Source organism: Streptomyces sp. NPDC097981, assembly GCF_040302565.1.
Lineage (GTDB): Bacteria > Actinomycetota > Actinomycetes > Streptomycetales > Streptomycetaceae > Streptomyces.
In genome coordinates, this window is the sequence record NZ_JBEORW010000032.1 from 15,969 (window position 1) to 35,401 (window position 19,433).

The following is a 19,433-nucleotide window of genomic DNA, read 5'->3' on the forward strand; positions in this document are numbered from 1 at the left end:
CCGCGCGGGCACATGGGGAACCATGTGCCCGCGCGGAACAGACTGCGGACCCGCCCGGCTCAGTGCGCCTTGACGCCTGCGCCTGCGGTAGCGCGGATCTTGGAGGCCCGGTTCTCGTCCTCGGACCGGCCGGGGGCTTCGCTCTTGGCGCTGTGCGAGGGACCGCCGGCGGCGCCCCTCGTCCCCTCGGTTCGGACGGCAGTGTCTCCGGAGGCGATCTGAGCGGCCACCATCTCGGCGGCAACCTCGGCCGCGAGGTCGTGAATGTTCTCTCCGGCCTCATGGGCCGCTTTCTTCACCTCAAGGGCCAGCCCCACGGACGTCTTGACAACGCCTCGCACCAGCGGCTTGAGAAGGATCTTGGCCACGGGGGCGGCGATGAGGCCGATTAGGAAGGGCGGAACGACGGGCGGCATGGTTCTCCATCCTCTCTGAGGAACATATGACAGGCGCTCGGGAACTTCCCCGAGCGAACTGACCAGGTCTCCGACCGGGAATTCTTCTCCTGAACCATTCGGCGGACGGCTCGACCTGCCCAAAACTCCCTGAAGTCGAGAGACCCACCGCCCGCTCGCGATCACGCTAAACCAGGAATGGCTGCCGAGGCCAATTAAACTGCCGGGTTCACCCGTGTGCGCTCCCGAATTCATCTTGTTTTCCTATTCCCTAAAAAAGCTCACGCGCCACCCGCCGTCGCAGGGCCGGGAACGGCAACCCGCCACCGCCCAGCACCACGTCGTGGAACGCGCGGACGTCGAAACCGCTGCCCTGCCGCGCCGCAGTCATGGCGCGCAGCTCGTGGAACTCCCGGTAGCCCGCCCGGTAGGTCAGTGCCTGCCCGGGCAGGTCGGTCGAGTAGCGCAGCAGATCGGAGTCGATCTGCCCGTCCGATTCCGTCGAGTGGGCCCGCATGAAGGCCCGCGCCTGGACCAGTGTCATCGTGCCGAGGTTGAGCCCCGTGTCGACGACGAGGCGCTGCGCGGTGAATCGCTCCTGGGCCAGCCGGCCGTACGCGTCCCACGGGTCTTCGTAGAGCCCCATCTCCCAGCCGAGCCCGGCCGCGTACTCGGCCCAGCCCTCGTTGAACGCGTCGAACGGCGAGACCTCCCGCCGCAGCTTCGGCAGCGCCTCGTTCTCCGCCTGCCTGGCAAGGTGGAAGTGGTGTCCGGGCGCCAGCTCGTGGTAGATCAGCGAGGCGGAACCGAGCAGCGACCGCTGCGCGAGGTCCGAGCCGTTGTACCGGTAGCGCCCCACGGGGTCGGTCGCGGTGGGCTGCTCGTAGTACCCGAAGGTCATCCCGGCCTCCAGCGCCGGGTCCAGGCGCGCCAGGCCGAACGGGGCGGCCGGGAGCGCCGCGAACCACCTCGGGAGCAGCGGGTCCAGGCGGTCGAGGTGGTGGCGGTAGCGGGCCTCCACCTCCTCGGGTGTCCTGGCGTGCAGACGGGGCTCGGCCCTCAGACGGTCGTGGACCTCGCGCTCGGTGCCCCGGAATCCGAGGACCGCCCGGACGTCGCGCATCCGCTCGGCCAACTCGCGGCAGTGGGCGAGGCCGAGCTCGTGCAGTCGCTCGGGCGCGACGTCGTCCGCGGTGTGGATCCGGACGAACTCCCGGTACGCCTCCTCTCCGCCCTCGTACCGGACCCAGCCGACGTCCTCGGGGGCGGCGCGCACATACGAGGGATCGTCGAGCACGGCGAGAAGGCGGTCGAAGGCCGGGGCCAACTCGCGCTCGACCAACCGGCCGACGCCCTCCTTCACCCGCCCGCGCACCACCGGCCCGAGCCCGTCGAGCCTGGCGTCGTCCACCTCCACCCGTCGTGCCAGGGACTCCCGCAGGCCGGCGATCGTGGTGCGCGCCCCGGCCAGGGCCGGCGCCTGGATGCGGACGCCGCGCGCCGCCTGCCCGACCACCTTGTCCCCGATCGTGGCGACCACCCGGGCGAGTTCGCGCACCAGGCCCACGTACCGCTCGCCGTCGCCTCGTTCGGTGAACCGAAAGGCTCCGAGGACCGCGTCGCCGTACAGCGACAGCGGGAACAGCCGGTACGGCGTGGCGGCGGGCGTCAGCCAGTGGCAGCGGCGGGCCCGCACCTCCTGCTCGGCCAGCGCCTCGACGAACGCCGCGGTGTCGGCGTCGGCCGGCTCCGCGCCGTCGAGTGCCCGCAGACGCTCCAGCACACCCGCCGCGCACCGTGCCCGCTCCTCGGCCTCGGCCTCCGACGCTCCCGGCAGGCTCTCGACCGGCAACCCCTGCCGCAGTCGCAGCATCGGGTCCCGCTCCAGCAGGAACTCCCAGTAGCGGGCCGCCAGGCGGCCGACCTCTTGGCCCGGTCCATCTGTCCTCATACGGACCAGTGTGGGCACCCGGCGCCGCCGGAGGTCCGGGCGGAGCACGGCCCCACCGGCGGTGTCCCCCGGAGGAGTGAACCGCGACCGCTTCCTCCGCCCCGGTCCGACGGGTGGAGGGCCAGGGTGGCGACGGCCCCCCGGGGTTCTCTGCCCTGCGGCCGGAACCGTCCGTCTCCGGGGACGTTGACGCCCGGCCGGCGCACGCGGTGGCAGCATGTGGCCATGCCCCGCCGCCGCGTCCCGCCTGCGGCCGCCCTCACCGCCGCGGTCGTCGCCCTGGCCGGATGCGGCGGCGCCGCCCGCTCCTCGACGGCCGCACCCGTCGTGGAGCACGGGACCGTCAGGATCGCGGTGCCCAGCGAGACGCCGAGCTTCAACCCGTACTCGGCCTTCGGCGCCGGACCGGCCCGGTACGCCTACGACTCGCTCGTCAACGCCGGATCCGGCGGCGCACTGGTCTCCGGCCTGGCAACGTCCTGGCAGGCCACCACCACCTCGGCCACGTTCACCCTCCGCCGCGGGGTGACGTGTTCCGACGGCACGGCCCTGACCGCCTCGGCGGTGGCCCGCGCGCTGACCTACGCGGGCGACCCGGCCAACCAGCTCGCCGGGGCCCGCACGATCCTGCCCGGTGTCCCGTTCACCGCGACCGCCGACGACGCCGCCGGCACGGTCTCGGCGACCACGACCGCCCCCTACCCGTTCCTCACCCGCACGCTCGGCCTGCTGCCCGTCGTCTGCCCGGCCGGCCTGGACCGGCCGCGATCGCTGGACCGGACCACCGCCGGAACCGGCCCGTACGTCCTGACCGGCTACGCCGTCGGCGGACCGTACGAGTTCACGGTGCGCGAGGGCTATGCGTGGGGCCCCGACGGGGCGACGACCGCGACGCCCGGCCTGCCCGCCCGGATCGTCGTCTCCGTGGTGCCGCAGGACTCCACCGCCGCGAACCTGCTGCTCACCGGGGGCGTCAACATCGCGACGGTGCACGGACCGGACCGCGCCCGGCTCACTGGCCACGGGCTCACCGCCTCCGACGCGGCGACCGTGGTCGGACTCACCTTCTTCAACCAGCGCCCCGGCCGCCCGCTCCGCGACCCGGCGGTGCGCCGGGCCCTGGTGGCAGCGCTGGACCGCCAGGGGCTCGCCAACGTCGCCGTCGGCGGCACCGGCCGGCCGGCCGGCGACTTCGGCGCGGTGGGCGCCGTCTGCCATGCCGACCTCGCAGCCGCCAACCTGCCCGCCCAGGACGCCGCCGATGCGCTGCGCGCGGGCGGGTGGACGAGGACCGCCGCCGGCCGGCTGGCCAAGGACGGCCGGCCGCTGCGGCTGCGTCTGATCACCAGCCCTGAGCTCGGCCCGACCCTGCCCTCCGTGGCCGAGCTGATGGCAAGAACCTGGACTGCGCTCGGCGCGGACGTCCGGCTCGTCAGCGAGAGCCTGCCCGCCCTCGTGAACGCGATGTACCAGACGGGGGACTTCGACGTCGTGATCGGCAGCACGCCTGGGTTCGCGCTCCCGGTCGGTTTCATCCCGTTCTTCTCCGGACCGCCCGCCGCCGGGGGCCTGAACTTCGCGGGCGTGGCGAACCCCGAGTACGACGCCCTCGTCGCCCAGGCGCTCCGGGAGACCGACACCGCCGGCTGCGACACCTGGAACCGTGCCGCCGCCGCCCTGTTCCGCGAAGCCGACGCCCTGCCGATCGCGGACGGACACAGCACCGTCTACGGCTTTCGCACCACCTTCGCCACCGGCTTCGGCGGCGGGATCATCCCCACCAGCATCCGCCTGCACCAGTGAAGGGGGCAGCAAGTTGTCCGTCCCGCAGTGGCTGCGCCGCCGTCCGTCGGCGACGTTCTGGGGCCGCCGCGCGGTCCGACTGGTCATCTCCCTCGGGGTCGTGCTGACCGCCTCCTTCGCGATGATCCGACTGGTCCCGGGCGACCCGGTGCGCGCCGCACTCGGCGTCGACGCCGCGCCCGCCCTGGTGGCCGCCCGCCGGCACCAGCTCGGCCTCGACCAGCCTTTCCCGACCCAGTTCCGGAACTACCTGGACGGCCTCCTGCACGGCGACCTGGGGATCTCGCTGGTCACCGGGGCACCGGTCGCCGAACTGGTCCGCACCAAGCTCCCGGCCACCCTGGAGATCGCGCTCCTCGCCTTCCTGCTCACCCTTGCCGTCGCCCTGCCCGGTGGGCTCCTCGCCGCCGTCCACACCCGTGACGGGCGGCGTCCGCGCGCCGAGCTGGCGTTCACGGCGCTGACCGCCGGCGTGGCCGGCGTGCCGGACTTCGTCGCGGCCGCGGGGCTGACCGCGCTCCTGGCCGTCGCGCTGCCGCTGCTCCCGGTGGCGGGCACGGCAGGCGCCGGGTCCTTCGTCCTGCCGGTCGTCGCGCTGGCCCTCGCCCCCACGGCCGTCCTGCTCCGCATCGTCCGCGTCGAGGCGCTGAAGGTGCTGTCCGAGGACTACATGCGCACCGCCCGCGGCAAGCGGCTGTCCCCCGCGCGGCTCTACCTCCGGCACGCGGCGCCGAACATGGCGACCGCCTCGCTCACCGTCGCCGGGAGCCTGCTGCCTGCCATGATCGCCGGCACGGTGCTGGTCGAGAAGGTTTTCGCCTGGCCCGGCATCGGGTCCGTGATGGCACAGTCCGTGGTCGCGCAGGACTACCCGGTGGTGCAGGCGACGGTGCTGGTCATGGGCAGCGCGGTGCTGCTCGTAGGCCTCCTCGTCGACCTGCTGCTCGCGCTGCTCGATCCTCGCTCGGCGATCCGGGAGATGTGAGCAACCGATGCCCCTTCCCACCGGTCGGCTCCGTTCCCCCATGGCCTGGGTCGCGGCGACGATGCTGGCCGCTCTGGTCCTGCTCGCCGTCGCCGGCCCGCTCGTCTGGGGTGCGGCCGCGGACCGCCCCGACCCTTCGGCGGTCCTCCAGGGCCCGTCCACCGCACACCCGTTCGGCACCGACGGCCTCGGACGGGACCTGCTCGCCCGGGTCCTGGCCGGCGCCCGCCCGTCCCTCCTGCTCGCGCTCGCCGCGACGCTGCTCGGCACGACCGCCGGCGTCCTCGTCGGGGCGTCCACCGCCGTCGTCGGCACCCGCACACGCCGCGGACTCGCCGCGCTGATCAACCTTCTGCTCGCCTTCCCCGCCCTGCTGGTCGCGCTCTTCCTCGCGGTCGTGTTCGGCGCGGGCGCCGTCGGGGCACTGCTCGCCCTCGCCGTCGCGAGCATCCCCGGCTTCGCCCGGCTCGCCCAGACACTCGCCGCCGGGGTCGCGGGAACCGACCACCTGGCTGCGGCCCGCGTCCTCGGTCTACGCAGGCACCGCCTGCTCTGGCGGCACGTCCTGCCCAACATCGCCGAGCCGCTGATGCTGAGCGCCACCACCGCGTTGGGCACCGCGCTGGTCGCCCTCGCAGCCTTAAGCTTCCTCGGGCTCGGCGTGCAGCCCCCCGCCTACGACTGGGGAACGCTGCTCAACCAGGGGCTGGACCGCATCTACGCGCAGCCGCTGCCCGCCCTCGCCCCGGGCCTGGCCATCCTCTACGCGGCCCTGGCCTTCCAGCTCCTCGGCGAGGTCCTGGCCGGAGGCCTCGCCCGGCGGGGCCTCCCGGCGCGACCGGCCGGACGACCGGCGGCGCCGAGCGGGCCCGCCGACGACGAACTGGTACTCCAGGTCGAGGACCTGACCGTCGAACTCCCCACGCCGCACGGCGTGCTCCGGCCCGTCCGCGGCGTCAGCCTCTCCCTCCGGGCCGGCGAGATCGTCGGACTCGTCGGCGAGTCCGGGTCGGGCAAGTCCCTCACCGCGCTCGCCGTCGCCGACCTCCTGCCGGAGCACGCCCGGGTGAGCCGACGAACGCTGCACCTGCTCGGCGCCGACCTCGCCGCCATGACGCCGAAAGACCGCCGCCGCCACCTCGCCACCGGGCTCGCCATGGTCTTCCAGAACCCGGCGTCCGCGCTCAACCCCTCGCTCCGGGTCGGCACCCAGCTCACCGAAGCCGTCCGGGCGCACCGGGGCACACGGCGCGCGGAGGCGGCCGAGCAGGCCGCGGCCACCCTGCGCCGGGTCGCCCTGCCACCGGCGGTCCTGCGGTCCCGCCCCCACCAGCTGTCCGGCGGCCAGCGGCAGCGCGTGATGATCGCGTCCGGTCTGATGGTCCGTCCGGCCCTCGTGATCGCCGACGAGCCCACCACCGCGCTCGACGTCACGGTGCAGCGGCAGATCACCGAGCTGCTCGCCGATGTCCGCCAGGACACCCGTGCCGCGGTCCTGTTCATCAGCCACGACGTCGCCCTGGTGTCCGGACTGTGCGAGCGCGTCCTGGTGATGTACGCGGGAACGGTCGTCGAGAGCCTCCCCGCGGACCGGCTGGCCACTGCCTCCCGCCACCCGTACACCCGGGCGCTGGTCGAGTCGGTGCCGGACCTCGCCGGAGACCGCGACCGCCCGCTGCGGACCGTGCCGGGAGCCTCGCCCGACCCGCTCGCGCCTGCGCCCGGCTGCCCGTTCGAGCCGCGCTGCGCACTCCGGCAGGACCGCTGCGCCGCCGAGTCCCCGCCGCTGACCGGACTCGACGCCGGCCACCGGGTCGCCTGCTGGCACCCTCTGCCGCTGCCGGCGGTCCCGTCATGACCGGCCTGCGGCTCTGCGGGATCACCGTCCGCCACGACGGACCGCGCGGCCCGGTCACGGCGGTGGACCAGGTCTCGCTGGAGGTCCTTCCCGGCACCACGGTCGGGCTGGTGGGCGAGTCCGGCTCGGGGAAGTCGAGTCTGGCGCGCGCGATCGTCGGGCTCGTACCGCTGCACGGGGGCCGTGTCCTGCTCGACGGCCAGGAGTACGACGGCCGCACCGTACGCGCCCGGCGCAGGCTGGGCCGCCTGGTCCAGGTCGTCTTCCAGGACCCGGACACCGCCCTCGACCCCCGCATGACCGTCCGCCAGACGCTCGCCGAAGCGGCCACCGCCTTCCGGCGCCTCGACCGGCGCACCGGCGCGCAGCGCGTCGCCGAACTGCTCGACCTCGTCGAGCTGGACCAGCGGCTCGCCGACCGCCTGCCCCGGCAGCTGTCGGGCGGGCAGCGCCAGCGCGTGGCCATCGCGCGCGCCCTGGCCGTCGAGCCCGGTCTCCTGATCGCCGACGAGATCACCTCGGCCCTCGACGTCTCCGTTCAGGCGTCCGTCCTCAACACGATCCGCCGGCTGCAGCGCCGGTTGGGCCTGTCCATGCTGTTCATCGGACACAACCTGCCCGCGGTCTGCCACGTCTGCGACACGGTGGCCGTGATGCGCCACGGCCGGATCGTCGAGACGGCCCCGACCGAGACCCTGCTGCGCGACCCACAGCACCCCTACACCCGCACGCTGCTCGCCTCCGTGCCCACTCTGCGGCCGCAGCCGCCCGGTACCGCACAGCCCTCTGAGAGGCCCTCATGACCGCAGGACGACCGGACGCGGTGGTGGTCGGCGCCGGTGTGATCGGCGCCGCCGTAGCCCTCGAACTCGCACGCACCGGCCGGCAGGTCGTCGTCGTGGACAAGGCCGGCGCCGCCGGCCACGGCTCCACCAGTGCGTCCAGCGCGATCATCCGGTTCAACTACTCCACCTTCGACGGCGTCGCCACCGCATGGGAGGCCCGCCACCTGTGGGCATCCTGGCCGGACCACCTGCGGCTCGGTGGAAACCGCCCGCTCGCGGCGTTCCGGCACACCGGAGCCGTGCTGCTCGACGCCCCCGGCGGCTCGCCGGGGGACGCCGCCGCCCTCTTCGACCGCGCCGGCGTCCCGTACGAGCGGTGGGACGCCGCGACACTCCGCAGGCACCTCCCCGGGATCGACCCCGGGCGCTACGGGCCGCCGAAGCCGGTGGACGACGAGGCGTTCTTCACCGGCCCCGCCGGCCAGCTCGGCGCGCTGTTCACCCCCGACGCCGGGTACGTCGACGACCCGCAGCTCGCCGCGCAGAACCTGGCGGACGCGGCGGCCGGGCTGGGCACACGCTTCCGGTTCCACAGCACCGTTGTCGGCGTCGGCCAGCGCGTCGGCCGGGTGGCGGGCATCCGGCTCGCCGACGGCACGAGGCTCACCACCCCGGTCGTCGTCAACGCCGCCGGCCCCTGGTCAGGGGGCCTCAACCGGCTGGCGGGCGTCGGAGGCGAGTTCACCATCGGCGTACGACCGCTCCGGCAGGAGGTCCACCAGGTCGCCGCGCCCGATGGTTACGGCACCGCCGCGGACCCCGGGCCGGTGGTCGCCGACCCCGACCTCGGCACCTACCTCCGGCCGGCCCCCGGCGGCCACCTCCTCATCGGCGGCACCCAGCCGGCCTGCGACCCGCCGGACTGGACCGACGATCCGGACAAGGCCAGCCCCCATGCGACCGTCCACGGCTTCCGCACCCAGGTGACCAGGGCGGCTCACCGCTTCCCCGGGCTCACCGTCCCCAACCGACCCACCGGCATCGCGGGCGTGTACGACGTCGCCGACGACTGGACCCCGATCTACGACCGCACCGCGCTCGACGGCTACTACGTCGCCATGGGCACGAGTGGCAACCAGTTCAAGAACGCCCCGCTGGTGGGCCGCTTCCTCGCGGCTCTGGTCGACCGGGTCGAGGCCGGCCACGACCACGACCGCGAACCGCTGCGGTACCGCTGCGAACTCACCGGCAACGCCGTCGACCTCGGCGCCTTCTCCCGCCTGCGCCCGGCCGGCGGGGGCTCCGGCACGGTCATGGGCTGACGACCGCGGGCCGCCGGTCAGCGGCGCACCACCGCACCGAGCTCCCGCGCCAGGTCCCATACCGCACCGACCACGAACTCCGGTACTTCCCGCGGGAAGTCGTGGCCGGTGCCCTCCGGTGTGTGGATCAACCGGGCCGCCGTCGACGCTGCCAGGTAACGGGTCCTGGCGCGGAGGTAGAAGCGTCGTATCCGCTCGGCCTCGGCCGCGTCCCGGGCGGCGTCCAGGACCGTCTCGCCGCCCGTGAGGTCCCGGGGCGTGACCAGGAGCAGCGGCAGGTCTCCGAGGTCCCCGTCGTAGACCACGGTCTCCCACCCCACCCGCGCCAGGCCGGCCGGGGAGAGCTCGGCGAAGATCGATGCGGCGGCGCAGTCCGCGCGGGTCCGGCCGCCGCTGCCGCGGTGTGCTCCGAACAGGTGTCGCACCGCCGTCAGCAGTTGCCTCCGGCGCGTCCCCGCAACCAGCGCGTTGCGCGGCGCGAAGGCGATGACCTCCAGCGGCGTCGGGTCCAGCAGCACGAGTCCGGCCACCAGATCGGGCCGCCGACGCGCCGCGTTCGCGACCAACAGACCGCCGAAGGAGTGACCGACCAGCAGGAACGGGCCGCGCTCCCCGGCGCCCTCCAGCGCGGCCAGCAGCTCCTCGGCCTCGACCGCCGTCGTCCGCGGGAACGGCCCGGCATCGCTCCAGCCCGACCCGGGCCGGTCGACCAGGACGGAGCGGGTCCGCGCCCCCAGCAGCGTGTGCAACTGCCGGAACTCGTCACCGGGGGCGTGTCCCCCGGGCATCCACACGACCGTCGGACCGCCCGCGGACTCCCCTGCGGCCAGCACGTGCATCCGATGGCCGCCCACGTCGACCAGCCGCCCGGGCGGCGCATGCGCGCCCGCCTCGCGGGCCACCAGCACCAGGTGTCGCACCGCTCCCGCCAGGAGCGCCGCACCGACAGCCACCACCACACCACCGAGCGTCACGACCCACGCCCCGCCCAGAGCCATGAGACCGACGCCGACCCCCACCACCAGCAGCGCGACCGGCAGCCCCAGCCAGTCACGGCTCAGCAACGAGAGCAGCGCGTTCGCGACCCGTCCGTCCTGGCGCATCGGCCCTCCGCGGAAGCACTCGAAAACCTCTCGCCACCCGGATCCTTCCCCGAACCGGCTGCCGGGACGCGAGTTCCCAGGCCACCATCGATCGGGGACGCACCGCTCGCAACCGGGATGCGCGAAGGACGCGCCGAAACACCGCGCCGTCGGGGTCGGCGAAGGCGGTGTTCGCCATCAGGCCGCGTCGCAGGAGGCCGCGGCGATGCCGACGCCCTGACCACGTTCCGCCGCGCAGCCCGCAAGGGCACACCCTCCGGCCGCACGTGGCGGCCCGTTCCGCGCTCGTCGCCAACCCGGTGCGCAGTGACGGCGCCCACGCCGCCGCACGGCGGTTGCCGACGTGACTGTCAGAGCCACGGTCTAGCCTTCCGGACATGGGACTTCACATATCGGTCGGCATGCTCCAGAACATGGCCGGCATCGAGGAGCACGAGGCGCTCGCGCGCTGGCAGGAGAGATTCGGCCTTCTCAGCCGGGCCTTGGCCGATGAGGGAATCGTCTGGCAGGAGCCGGCGTTGGGCGAGCCGTCGCATCTGCGTTTCACGGGTTTCCCCGCCGCCCATTTGCACCACCTGCGCCGCGTCTTCGTGCTGGCGGCCCGGGGCGAGTCCGTCACGCCCGCATCGGCCACCAGCGCCGAGCAGTACGAACGCGACGAGGACAAGGTCTTCGACGAGTCGACGATGATGAGCTCGCACCTGTTGTGCCACTCCGACAGCGCGGGCTTCTACGTGCCGGTCGACTTCGACGATCCGCTCTTCCTGCCGACGGACAAGCAGGTGGAGGGCGGCGGGATGGTCGGTTCCAGTCAGCAGCTGCTCGCCGAACTGTGCGGCATCGCTCCCGCCATCGGAGTCCGGCTCGACCGGGACCGGCACCTCTGCGACGAGGAGAGCGCCCACCTGGACACCGCGTCCGACAACCACTTCCACATGGAGAGGTCCGCCTGGCGCCGGCTGTACGAGGTGTGCCGCACGAGCATCGCCACCGGTCACGCAATCGTGTTCCACTGACGCCCTCGATCGCCCTGCCCCTTGAAGCCGTCTTCGGACCCGAGCGGACGTACCTGTACTCCCTGGGTAGCCGGCCGGGGTGCGCGTCGCCGGCGGCATCGCCCGCACTGCACGGCCGGTACGGCGCCCGGTTCCCGGGCTGTGCGTGGCTGTAGCGCGTGAGCGCGTACGCACGGCGTGTACCGGCTCCCGGTCGCCCTCAGGTGACGGCCGAGGCCGGCAACTCCCCGCTGATCTGCGGGGTGTCTCCGGCGGTCGGCAGGGTGAGCACCATGGTGAGCCCGCCGCCCGGGGTGTCCTCGGCGGTGAGTGTGCCGCCGATGGCCTCGGTGAAGCCGCGGGCGACCGCGAGCCCGAGGCCGACTCCCGCGCCGCGCGGGGCGTCGCCGTGCCGCTGGAAGGGTTCGAAGATGCGGTCCTTGGCCTCGTCGGGGACCCCGGGCCCGCGGTCGACGACCCGCAGTTCGACGCGGTCGAGCAGGTAACTGGCGGACACGTTGACGGGCTGGCCGTCCGGGCTGTACTTGACCGCGTTCTCGACCACGTTGGCCACGACCCGCTCCAGTAGGCCACGGTCGACGGCCACCATCGGCAGGGTTTCCGGGATGTCGAGGTCGACACTGCCGTCCGGTACGCCGCCCAGGGCCATCGGGACGACCTCGTCGAGGTCCGTCTCCCGGATCAGGGGAACGACCACACCCGTGTTCAGGCGGGACATGTCCAGGAGGTTGCCGATGAGCGCGGCGAGCCGGTCGGCGCCTTCCTCGATGCCTTCCAGGAGCTCGGCCTTGTCCTCCTCGGACCACTCCACGTCGTCCGAGCGGAGGGAGGAGACGGATGCCTTGATGCCGGCGAGCGGGGTGCGCAGATCGTGGCTGACGGCGGCCAGCAGAGCCGTACGGATCCGGTTGCCCTCGGCGAGTTCACGGGCCTTGCCCGCTTCGTCGACCAGGCGCTGGCGGTCGAGTACGACGGCTGCCTGGGCGGCGAAGGCACCGAGCACGCGCCGGTCCTCGGCCGGCAGGACCCGCCCCGAGAGGGCCAGGGCCATGTTCTCGCCGATCGGCATGTCCACGTCGGCGTCCTCGGGGCGGCCCACGGGATGGGTGCCGACGGAGGCGGCCGTGGTCCAGGGTTCGACCTCGCTGGTGCGCTCCAGCAAGGCCACGGACTGCATCGAGAAGGTCTCCCGCAGCCGGTCCAGCAGGGCGTCGAGGGAGTTCTCGCCGCGCAGGATGCTGCCGGCGAGGAAGGAGAGGATCTCGGATTCGGCGCGCAGCCGGGCCGCCTGGTGGGTGCGGCGGGCGGCCAGGTCCACGACGGAGGCCACGGACACGGCCACGCCGACGAAGATCGAGATGGCGACGATGTTGCGCGGGTCGGAGATGGTGAGCTGGTAGAGCGGTGGGGTGAAGAAGTAGTTGAGGAGCAGAGAGCCGACCGCGGCCGACGCGAGGGCGGGGAGCAGGCCGCCGAGCATGGCGGCGGCCACGGTGAAGGTGAGGAAGAGCAGCATGTCGTTCGCGAGGCCGAGCTCGGGAAGGACCTGGCTGAGCAGCAGGGTGAGGAGGGCGGGGCCGACGATTCCGGTCAGCCAGCCCCAGATGATGCGGGAGCGGCCCAGGCGGGCGCCGCGCGCGACCGGCAGGCCGCGGCCCTTGGCGGCCGCATCGTGGGTGACCATGTGGACGTCGAGGTCCGGTCCGGACTCGACGGCCACCGTGGCGCTCACACCCCGGCCGAAGACGTACTGCCAGGGCTTGCGGCGGCTGACGCCGAGGACGATCTGGGTGGCGTTGACGCCCCGGGCGAACTCCAGCAGGGCGTGCGGGACGTCGTCGCCTATGACGTGGTGGAACGTGCCGCCGAGATCCTCGACCAGCGCGCGCTGGACGGCGAGTTCCTTGGTCGAGGCCGAGGAAAGGCCGTCGCTGGCCGCGATGTAGACGGCGAGGACCTCGCCGCCCGCGCCCTTCTCGGCGAGGCGGGCCGCGCGCCTGATGAGCGTACGGCCCTCGGGCCCGCCGGTGAGGCCCACCACGATGCGCTCGCGGGCCTGCCAGGTGGAGCGGATGTTGTGCTCGCCCCGGTATTCCTGGAGGTACTCGTCGACCCGGTCGGCGACCCAGAGAAGGGCCAGCTCGCGCAGGGCGGTGAGGTTGCCGGGGCGGAAGTAGTTGGAGAGTGCGGCGTCGACCTTGTCGGGCTTGTAGATGTTGCCGTGCGCCATCCGGCGGCGCAGGGCCTGTGGGGACATGTCGACGAGCTCGATCTGGTCGGCCCGACGCACCACCTCGTCCGGCACGGTTTCCCGCTGGCGGACGCCCGTGATCGTCTCCACGACGTCGCCGAGCGACTCCAGGTGCTGGATGTTGACGGTGGTGACGACGTCGATGCCGGCCTGGAGGAGTTCTTCCACGTCCTGCCAGCGCTTGGCGTTGCGCGAGCCCGGGATGTTGGTGTGTGCGAGCTCGTCCACGAGCACGACGGCGGGCCGGCGCGCGAGTGCGGCGTCCACGTCCATCTCCGTGAAGATGGTGTCCCGGTACTCGATCTCGCGCCGCGGGATCGTTTCGAGGCCGTGCAGCATCACCTCCGTACGCGGCCGGTGGTGGTGCTCGACGAAGCCGACGACGCAGTCGGTGCCGCGCTCGGTCCTGCGGTGCGCCTCGGAGAGCATGGCGTACGTCTTGCCGACGCCCGGTGCCGAGCCGAGGTAGATCCGGAGCTTTCCGCGTCTCATGTGATGTCGGATTCTCGTTCTGTTCGATGTGCCGTGTCTGTCAGGGTTCGAAGCGGTAGCCCATCCCCGGTTCCGTGATCAGATACCGGGGGTGGGAGGGGTCCGCTTCCAGTTTGCGCCGCAGCTGGGCCATGTAGACCCGAAGGTAGTTGGTGTGCTCCGCGTACGTCGGCCCCCAGACCTCCAGCAGCAGCTTGCGCTGGGACACGAGGTGACCGGGATGGGCGATCAGCAGCTCCAGCAGATGCCACTCGGTCGGGGTCAGACGGACCGTGCGCTCGCCGCGCACCACCTTCCTGGCCGCCAGGTCCACGCTGAACTCGTCGGTCGTGATCCCCGAGACCCCGGCGGGGGACGCGGGCTCCTCCTGCCGCCGGGTCGCGGCTCGGAGGCGGGCCAGCAGCTCGTCCATGCTGAACGGTTTCGTCACGTAGTCGTCCGCACCGGCGTCCAAGGCCCGGATCTTCTCCTCGGAGGTGTGCCGGGCGGAGAGGACCAGGATCGGAACCCGGCTCCAGCCGCGCACGCCCCTGATCACGTCCACGCCGTCCATGTCGGGCAGTCCGAGGTCCAGGAGTATGGCGTCCGGTTTGCGGTCGGCGGCGAGGCGGAGCGCCATGGCACCGTCGCCGGCCTCTTCCACTTCGAACTTCCGCGCCTGGAGATTGATCTTCAGCGCGCGTACGAGCTGCGGATCGTCCTCCACCACGAGCACGCGTGTCATCGTGTGGAGCCTTCCTTTCGTAAGGTGTGAGAAGCCGGAGCCGACGGGACGCTGACGCTCGCTCCCAGCGGTTGCCGGGGGAACTCCGCGCCCCGCCGGCTCCGGATCCGCGCTGTGGCGATCATCAGCTCGCGGCCAGGGCCTTGATCGCGATGTTGAGCTTGAGGACGTTGACGCGCGGCTCGCCCATGAAGCCGAGCGTGCGGCCTTCGGTGTTCTTCTCCACCAGCTTCTCGACCTGCTTGACGTCGAGCTTGTTCTGCTCGGCGACGCGGTGGATCTGGAGCTTGGCGTACTCAGGGGAGATGTTCGGGTCGAGTCCGGAACCGGAGGAGGTGACGGCGTCGGCCGGCACGTCTTCGGGCTTCACCTTGTACGAGGCCGTCGAGTTGTCCGCGACGACGGCGGCCTTGGCCGCGAGGACCTGGGCGCAAAGGGTGCCCTCCTCCTCGGTGCACTTGCCGTCGACCGCACCGCTGTCGGCGGCCTTGTTCGTGGCGCCGGAGAGGATGAGGGAGTACTGCTGGTTGACGGTGTTGGTGCCGAGGCCGTTGGAAGGGCGCGGCTGGAACCACTTCAGGTCCGGCTTGGCCGCCTCCTCCGCATCGTTCGGGTCCTTCTTGTCCAGGTTGTAGGTCTGGCCGATGAGCTCGGAGCCGACGACCTGGCCGCTCTCGTCCTTGATCTCGGAACCGTTGGCCTTGTCGCTGAACGCGACCTGGGCGAGACCGGTCACGGCGAGCGGATAGACGACTCCGCACAGGACCGTCAGGACCAGGAGTGCCCGCAGGCCCGCGCCGATCAGCCGTGCGGTATTGCCGACAGAGTTGTTCATGACGAATCAGCCGATTCCCGGGATGAGGGTGATGAGCATGTCGATGATCTTGATGCCGATGAACGGGGCGATCAGGCCGCCGAGTCCGTAGATCCCCAGGTTCCGGCGGAGCATCTTGTCGGCGCTGGTCGGCTTGTACTGCACGCCCTTCAGGGCGAGCGGCACCAGCGCGATGATGATCAGCGCGTTGAAGACGACCGCGGAGAGGATCGCCGAGTTCGGCGAGTGCAGGCCCATGATGTTGAGCTTGTCGAGCCCCGGGTACACCACGGCGAACATGGCCGGGATGATCGCGAAGTATTTCGCGACGTCGTTGGCGATGGAGAACGTCGTCAACGCACCACGGGTGATCAGCAGTTGCTTGCCGATCTCGACGATCTCGATGAGCTTGGTGGGGTTGGAGTCCAGGTCCACCATGTTCCCGGCCTCCTTGGCGGCCGAGGTGCCCGTGTTCATGGCGACGCCGACATCCGCCTGCGCGAGCGCGGGCGCGTCGTTCGTACCGTCACCGGTCATCGCGACGAGCTTGCCGCCGGCCTGCTCCCGCTTGATGAGGGCCATCTTGTCCTCGGGGGTGGCCTCGGCGAGGAAGTCGTCGACGCCCGCCTCCTCCGCGATGGCCTTGGCGGTCAGCGGGTTGTCACCGGTGATCATGATCGTCTTGATGCCCATGCGGCGCAGCTCGTCGAACCGCTCGCGCATGCCCTCCTTGACGACGTCCTTGAGGTGGATGACACCGAGGATCCGGGCACCCTTCTCGTCCTCGACCGCGACGAGGAGCGGCGTGCCGCCGGCCTCGGAGATCCGGTTGGCGAGCAGGTCTGCATCGTCCGCGACCCGGCCGCCCTGTTCCCTGACCCAGGTGATGACCGAACCGGCAGCGCCCTTACGGGTCTTCCTGCCGTCCACGTCCACACCCGACATGCGGGTCTGCGCGGTGAACGCGATCCATTCGGCGTGCGACAGCTCGCCCTGGTGGCGCTCGCGCAGCCCGTACTTCTCCTTCGCGAGGACCACGATGGAGCGGCCCTCGGGCGTCTCGTCCGCGAGGGACGACAGCTGGGCGGCGTCGGCCAGTTCTGCCTCCGTCGCGCCCTTGACCGGGACGAACTCGGAAGCCTGGCGGTTGCCGAGGGTGATCGTGCCCGTCTTGTCGAGGAGCAGCGTCGACACGTCACCGGCGGCCTCGACCGCGCGGCCCGACATGGCCAGGACGTTGCGCTGGACGAGCCGGTCCATGCCGGCAATGCCGATGGCCGAGAGCAGGGCGCCGATCGTGGTCGGGATGAGGCAGACCAGGAGAGCGGTCAGCACGATCATCGACTGCTTGGCGTCCGCGTAGATCGCGAACGGCTGCAGAGTCACGACGGCCAGCAGGAAGACGATGGTGAGGGACGCGAGCAGGATGTTGAGCGCGATCTCGTTCGGCGTCTTCTGCCGGGCCGCACCCTCGACGAGGCCGATCATCCGGTCGATGAAGGTCTCGCCCGGCTTCGTCGTGATCTTGACGACGATCCGGTCCGAGAGGACCTTCGTACCGCCGGTGACGGCCGAGCGGTCGCCACCGGACTCCCGGATGACGGGCGCGGATTCGCCGGTGATCGCGGACTCGTCGACCGAGGCGACGCCTTCGACGACGTCACCGTCGCCGGGGATGATGTCGCCGGCCTCGCACACGACCAGATCACCGATGCGGAGGTCCGTGCCCGGTACCTGCTCCTCGCCGGAGTCCGTCAGGCGGCGGGCGACCGTATCCGTCTTCGCCTTGCGGAGCGTGTCGGCCTGGGCCTTGCCGCGGCCCTCGGCCACCGCCTCGGCCAGGTTGGCGAAGATCGTGGTCAGCCACAGCCAGGCGGTGATCGCCCAGCCGAACCAGTCCGTCGGGTCCTTGATCGCCAGGACGGTGGTGACCACCGACCCGACGAGGACCACGAACATGACGGGCGACTTGACCATGACGCGCGGGTCGAGTTTCCTCACCGCGTCGGGGAAGGACTTGAGCAGCGCCTTGGGGTCGAACAGGCCCCCACCGACGCGCCCCGCCGGGGGCTTGTGCCCGGTGGGCAGGTCGTCGTGCGGAGCACGGGTCGGGGTGATGGTGCTCATGAGGCGAGCCCTTCGGCAAGCGGACCCAGCGCCAGCGCCGGGAAGTAGGTCAGACCGGTGATGATGACGATCGTGCCGACGAGCAGGCCCGTGTAGAGCGGCTTGTCGGTGCGCAGGGTGCCCGCCGTCTCGGGGACCGGGGTCTGCTCGGCGAGCGAGCCGGCCAGCGCCAGGACGAACACGATCGGCAGGAAGCGGCCCAGCAGCATCGCGATACCGATGGTGCTGTTGAACCACTGCGTGTCGGCGTTCAGGCCCGCGAAGGCCGAGCCGTTGTTGTTCGCGCCCGACGTGTAGGCGTAAAGGATCTCCGAGAAGCCGTGCGCGCCGCCGTTGGCCATCGAGTGGGCCGGGGTGGGAAGGGCCATCGCCGCGGCGGTGAAGCAGAGCACCAGCGCCGGGGTGATGAGGATGTAGCAGGCCGCGAACTTGATCTCGCGGGTGCCGATCTTCTTGCCCAGGTACTCCGGGGTGCGGCCGACCATCAGACCGGCGATGAACACCGCGATGATCGCCATGATCAGCATGCCGTAGAGGCCGGAACCGGTACCGCCGGGTGCGATCTCGCCGAGCTGCATGCCCAGGAGCTGGATACCGCCGCCCAGGCCGGTGAACGAGGAGTGGAAGGAGTCCACCGCGCCCGTCGACGTCAGCGTCGTGGAGACCGAGAAGATCGAGGAGGCACCGATGCCGAACCGGGTCTCCTTGCCCTCCATCGCACCGCCCGCCGCCTGGAGCGCCGGGCCGTGGTGCGCGAACTCGGTCCACATCATCAGGCCGGTGAAGACGAGCCAGATGATGCCCATCGTCGCGAGGATCGCGTAGCCCTGGCGGATCGAGCCGACCATCCGGCCGAACGTCCGCGTCAGCGAGAACGGGATGACCAGGATCAGGAAGATCTCGAAGAGGTTCGTGAACGGGGTGGGGTTCTCGAAGGGGTGGGCCGAGTTGGCGTTGAAGTAACCGCCGCCGTTCGTGCCCAGCTCCTTGATGGCCTCCTGCGAGGCGACCGCGCCGCCGTTCCACTGCTGCGTGCCGCCCGAGAACTGGCCGACCTCGTGGATGCCGGAGAAGTTCTGGATGACGCCGCACGCGACCAGGATCAGGGCGCCGATCACCGCGATGGGCAGCAGGATCCGGACGGTACCGCGCACCAGGTCGGCCCAGAAGTTGCCGAGTTCACCGGTACGGGAGCGCGCGAAGCCCCGCACCAGGGCCACGGCCACGGCCATGCCGACCGCGGCGGAGACGAAGTTCTGCACGGCCAGGCCGCCGGTCTGTACGACGTGGCCCATGGCCTGCTCGCCGTAGTACGACTGCCAGTTCGTGTTCGACACGAAGGAGGCGGCGGTGTTGAAGGCCTGGTCGGGGTCGATCGACACGAAGCCGAGCGATCCGGGCAGGCTGCCCTGCACGCGCTGGAGCAGGTACAGGAAGAGGACGCTCACTGCGGAGAAGGCCAGGACGCCGCGCAGATAGGCGGGCCAGCGCATCTCGGCCGCGGGGTTGGCGCCGATGGCCTTGTAGATCCACTTCTCCGGCTTGTAGTGCTTCCCGGAGGAGTAGACCCGGGCCATGTAGTCGCCGAGCGGACGGTATGCAAGTGCGAGCGCAGCGATCAGCGCGAGCAGCTGGAGCACACCAGCGATTTCGGGGCTCATATCAGTGCTCAGAACCTCTCCGGGTACACAAGGGCGAGGACGAGATAACCCAGCAGGGAGACGGCCACCGCGAGGCCGACGATGTTCTCGACTGTCACAGCTTGGCCACCCCTCGGGCGATGAGAGCCACCAGCGCGAAGACCGCG

The 19,433-nt window shown here is 71.8% G+C and carries 15 protein-coding genes; 6 read left to right on the forward strand and 9 right to left on the reverse strand.

Going from position 1 to position 19,433, the window contains the following annotated elements:
- Positions 1-59: 59 nt before the first annotated feature.
- Positions 60-416, reverse strand: coding sequence for a DUF5132 domain-containing protein (locus tag ABTY04_RS27310; RefSeq protein ID WP_352216044.1), 357 nt, complete (start codon positions 414-416; stop codon positions 60-62).
- A 250-nt stretch (positions 417-666) separates the two neighbouring features.
- Positions 667-2,346 carry a DUF885 domain-containing protein gene (locus ABTY04_RS27315; RefSeq protein WP_352216045.1) on the reverse strand — a complete coding sequence of 560 codons (1,680 nt, stop codon included), beginning with the start codon at positions 2,344-2,346 and terminating at the stop codon, positions 667-669.
- A gap of 225 nt (positions 2,347-2,571) precedes the next feature.
- On the opposite strand from ABTY04_RS27315, the gene ABTY04_RS27320 reads away from it, so the two are divergent.
- From ABTY04_RS27320 to ABTY04_RS27340, 5 genes are read left to right on the forward strand one after another with little or no spacing between them, the layout of a single operon-like run.
- Entirely contained in the window at positions 2,572-4,149 is a 1,578-nt protein-coding gene (locus tag ABTY04_RS27320) for an ABC transporter substrate-binding protein (protein ID WP_352216046.1), read from the forward strand.
- 13 nt (positions 4,150-4,162) lie between these two features.
- Complete coding sequence (locus tag ABTY04_RS27325; RefSeq protein ID WP_352216047.1) at positions 4,163-5,134, forward strand: ABC transporter permease; 972 nt, start codon at positions 4,163-4,165, stop codon at positions 5,132-5,134.
- Positions 5,135-5,174: 40 nt separating this feature from the next.
- A complete protein-coding gene (locus ABTY04_RS27330; RefSeq protein ID WP_352216048.1) occupies positions 5,175-6,992 on the forward strand; it encodes a dipeptide/oligopeptide/nickel ABC transporter permease/ATP-binding protein in 1,818 nt (605 codons plus the stop codon).
- Entirely contained in the window at positions 6,989-7,795 is an 807-nt protein-coding gene (locus ABTY04_RS27335) for an ABC transporter ATP-binding protein (protein WP_352216049.1), read from the forward strand. The genes ABTY04_RS27330 and ABTY04_RS27335 overlap by 4 nt, the downstream gene beginning before the upstream one ends.
- A complete protein-coding gene (locus ABTY04_RS27340; RefSeq protein ID WP_352216050.1) occupies positions 7,792-9,099 on the forward strand; it encodes an NAD(P)/FAD-dependent oxidoreductase in 1,308 nt (435 codons plus the stop codon). The genes ABTY04_RS27335 and ABTY04_RS27340 overlap by 4 nt, the downstream gene beginning before the upstream one ends.
- 17 nt (positions 9,100-9,116) lie before the next feature.
- Here the strand turns inward: ABTY04_RS27340 and ABTY04_RS27345 are convergent, their stop codons facing one another.
- Positions 9,117-10,202, reverse strand: a complete 1,086-nt coding sequence (locus ABTY04_RS27345; protein ID WP_352216051.1) for an alpha/beta fold hydrolase — start codon at positions 10,200-10,202, stop codon at positions 9,117-9,119.
- A 377-nt stretch (positions 10,203-10,579) separates the two neighbouring features.
- Between ABTY04_RS27345 and ABTY04_RS27350 the strand changes: the two genes are divergently transcribed.
- Entirely contained in the window at positions 10,580-11,218 is a 639-nt protein-coding gene (locus ABTY04_RS27350; protein WP_352216052.1) for a putative DNA-mimic protein, read from the forward strand.
- A 199-nt stretch (positions 11,219-11,417) separates the two neighbouring features.
- Here the strand turns inward: ABTY04_RS27350 and ABTY04_RS27355 are convergent, their stop codons facing one another.
- From ABTY04_RS27355 to kdpF, 6 genes are all read right to left on the reverse strand, one after another.
- A complete protein-coding gene (locus tag ABTY04_RS27355) occupies positions 11,418-13,961 on the reverse strand; it encodes a DUF4118 domain-containing protein (protein WP_352216053.1) in 2,544 nt (847 codons plus the stop codon).
- 40 nt (positions 13,962-14,001) lie between these two features.
- Positions 14,002-14,685, reverse strand: coding sequence for a response regulator (locus ABTY04_RS27360; protein ID WP_352216054.1), 684 nt, complete (start codon positions 14,683-14,685; stop codon positions 14,002-14,004).
- A gap of 124 nt (positions 14,686-14,809) precedes the next feature.
- Complete coding sequence (locus ABTY04_RS27365; RefSeq protein ID WP_352216055.1) at positions 14,810-15,520, reverse strand: potassium-transporting ATPase subunit C; 711 nt, start codon at positions 15,518-15,520, stop codon at positions 14,810-14,812.
- A gap of 6 nt (positions 15,521-15,526) precedes the next feature.
- Complete coding sequence (kdpB, locus tag ABTY04_RS27370; protein WP_352216056.1) at positions 15,527-17,626, reverse strand: potassium-transporting ATPase subunit KdpB; 2,100 nt, start codon at positions 17,624-17,626, stop codon at positions 15,527-15,529.
- Complete coding sequence (gene kdpA, locus ABTY04_RS27375; protein WP_352216057.1) at positions 17,623-19,287, reverse strand: potassium-transporting ATPase subunit KdpA; 1,665 nt, start codon at positions 19,285-19,287, stop codon at positions 17,623-17,625. Before kdpA ends, kdpB begins: the two co-directional genes overlap by 4 nt.
- A gap of 8 nt (positions 19,288-19,295) precedes the next feature.
- Positions 19,296-19,385 (reverse strand): K(+)-transporting ATPase subunit F, encoded by a 90-nt coding sequence (kdpF, locus tag ABTY04_RS27380; RefSeq protein ID WP_037807443.1) that lies wholly within the window; start codon positions 19,383-19,385, stop codon positions 19,296-19,298.
- Positions 19,386-19,433 lie beyond the last annotated feature (48 nt).

Coding starts and splice junctions, on each gene's coding strand:
- ABTY04_RS27320 (WP_352216046.1), top strand. CDS start 2,572: ATGCCCCGCCGCCGCGTCCCGCCTGCGGCCGCCCTCACCGCCGCGGTC.
- ABTY04_RS27345 (WP_352216051.1), bottom strand. CDS start 10,202: ATGCGCCAGGACGGACGGGTCGCGAACGCGCTGCTCTCGTTGCTGAGC.
- ABTY04_RS27350 (WP_352216052.1), top strand. CDS start 10,580: ATGGGACTTCACATATCGGTCGGCATGCTCCAGAACATGGCCGGCATC.
- ABTY04_RS27355 (WP_352216053.1), bottom strand. CDS start 13,961: ATGAGACGCGGAAAGCTCCGGATCTACCTCGGCTCGGCACCGGGCGTC.
- ABTY04_RS27330 (WP_352216048.1), top strand. CDS start 5,175: ATGGCCTGGGTCGCGGCGACGATGCTGGCCGCTCTGGTCCTGCTCGCC.
- kdpB (WP_352216056.1), bottom strand. CDS start 17,626: ATGAGCACCATCACCCCGACCCGTGCTCCGCACGACGACCTGCCCACC.
- ABTY04_RS27310 (WP_352216044.1), bottom strand. CDS start 416: ATGCCGCCCGTCGTTCCGCCCTTCCTAATCGGCCTCATCGCCGCCCCC.
- kdpA (WP_352216057.1), bottom strand. CDS start 19,287: ATGAGCCCCGAAATCGCTGGTGTGCTCCAGCTGCTCGCGCTGATCGCT.
- ABTY04_RS27340 (WP_352216050.1), top strand. CDS start 7,792: ATGACCGCAGGACGACCGGACGCGGTGGTGGTCGGCGCCGGTGTGATC.
- ABTY04_RS27360 (WP_352216054.1), bottom strand. CDS start 14,685: ATGACACGCGTGCTCGTGGTGGAGGACGATCCGCAGCTCGTACGCGCG.
- ABTY04_RS27335 (WP_352216049.1), top strand. CDS start 6,989: ATGACCGGCCTGCGGCTCTGCGGGATCACCGTCCGCCACGACGGACCG.
- ABTY04_RS27365 (WP_352216055.1), bottom strand. CDS start 15,520: ATGAACAACTCTGTCGGCAATACCGCACGGCTGATCGGCGCGGGCCTG.
- ABTY04_RS27315 (WP_352216045.1), bottom strand. CDS start 2,346: ATGAGGACAGATGGACCGGGCCAAGAGGTCGGCCGCCTGGCGGCCCGC.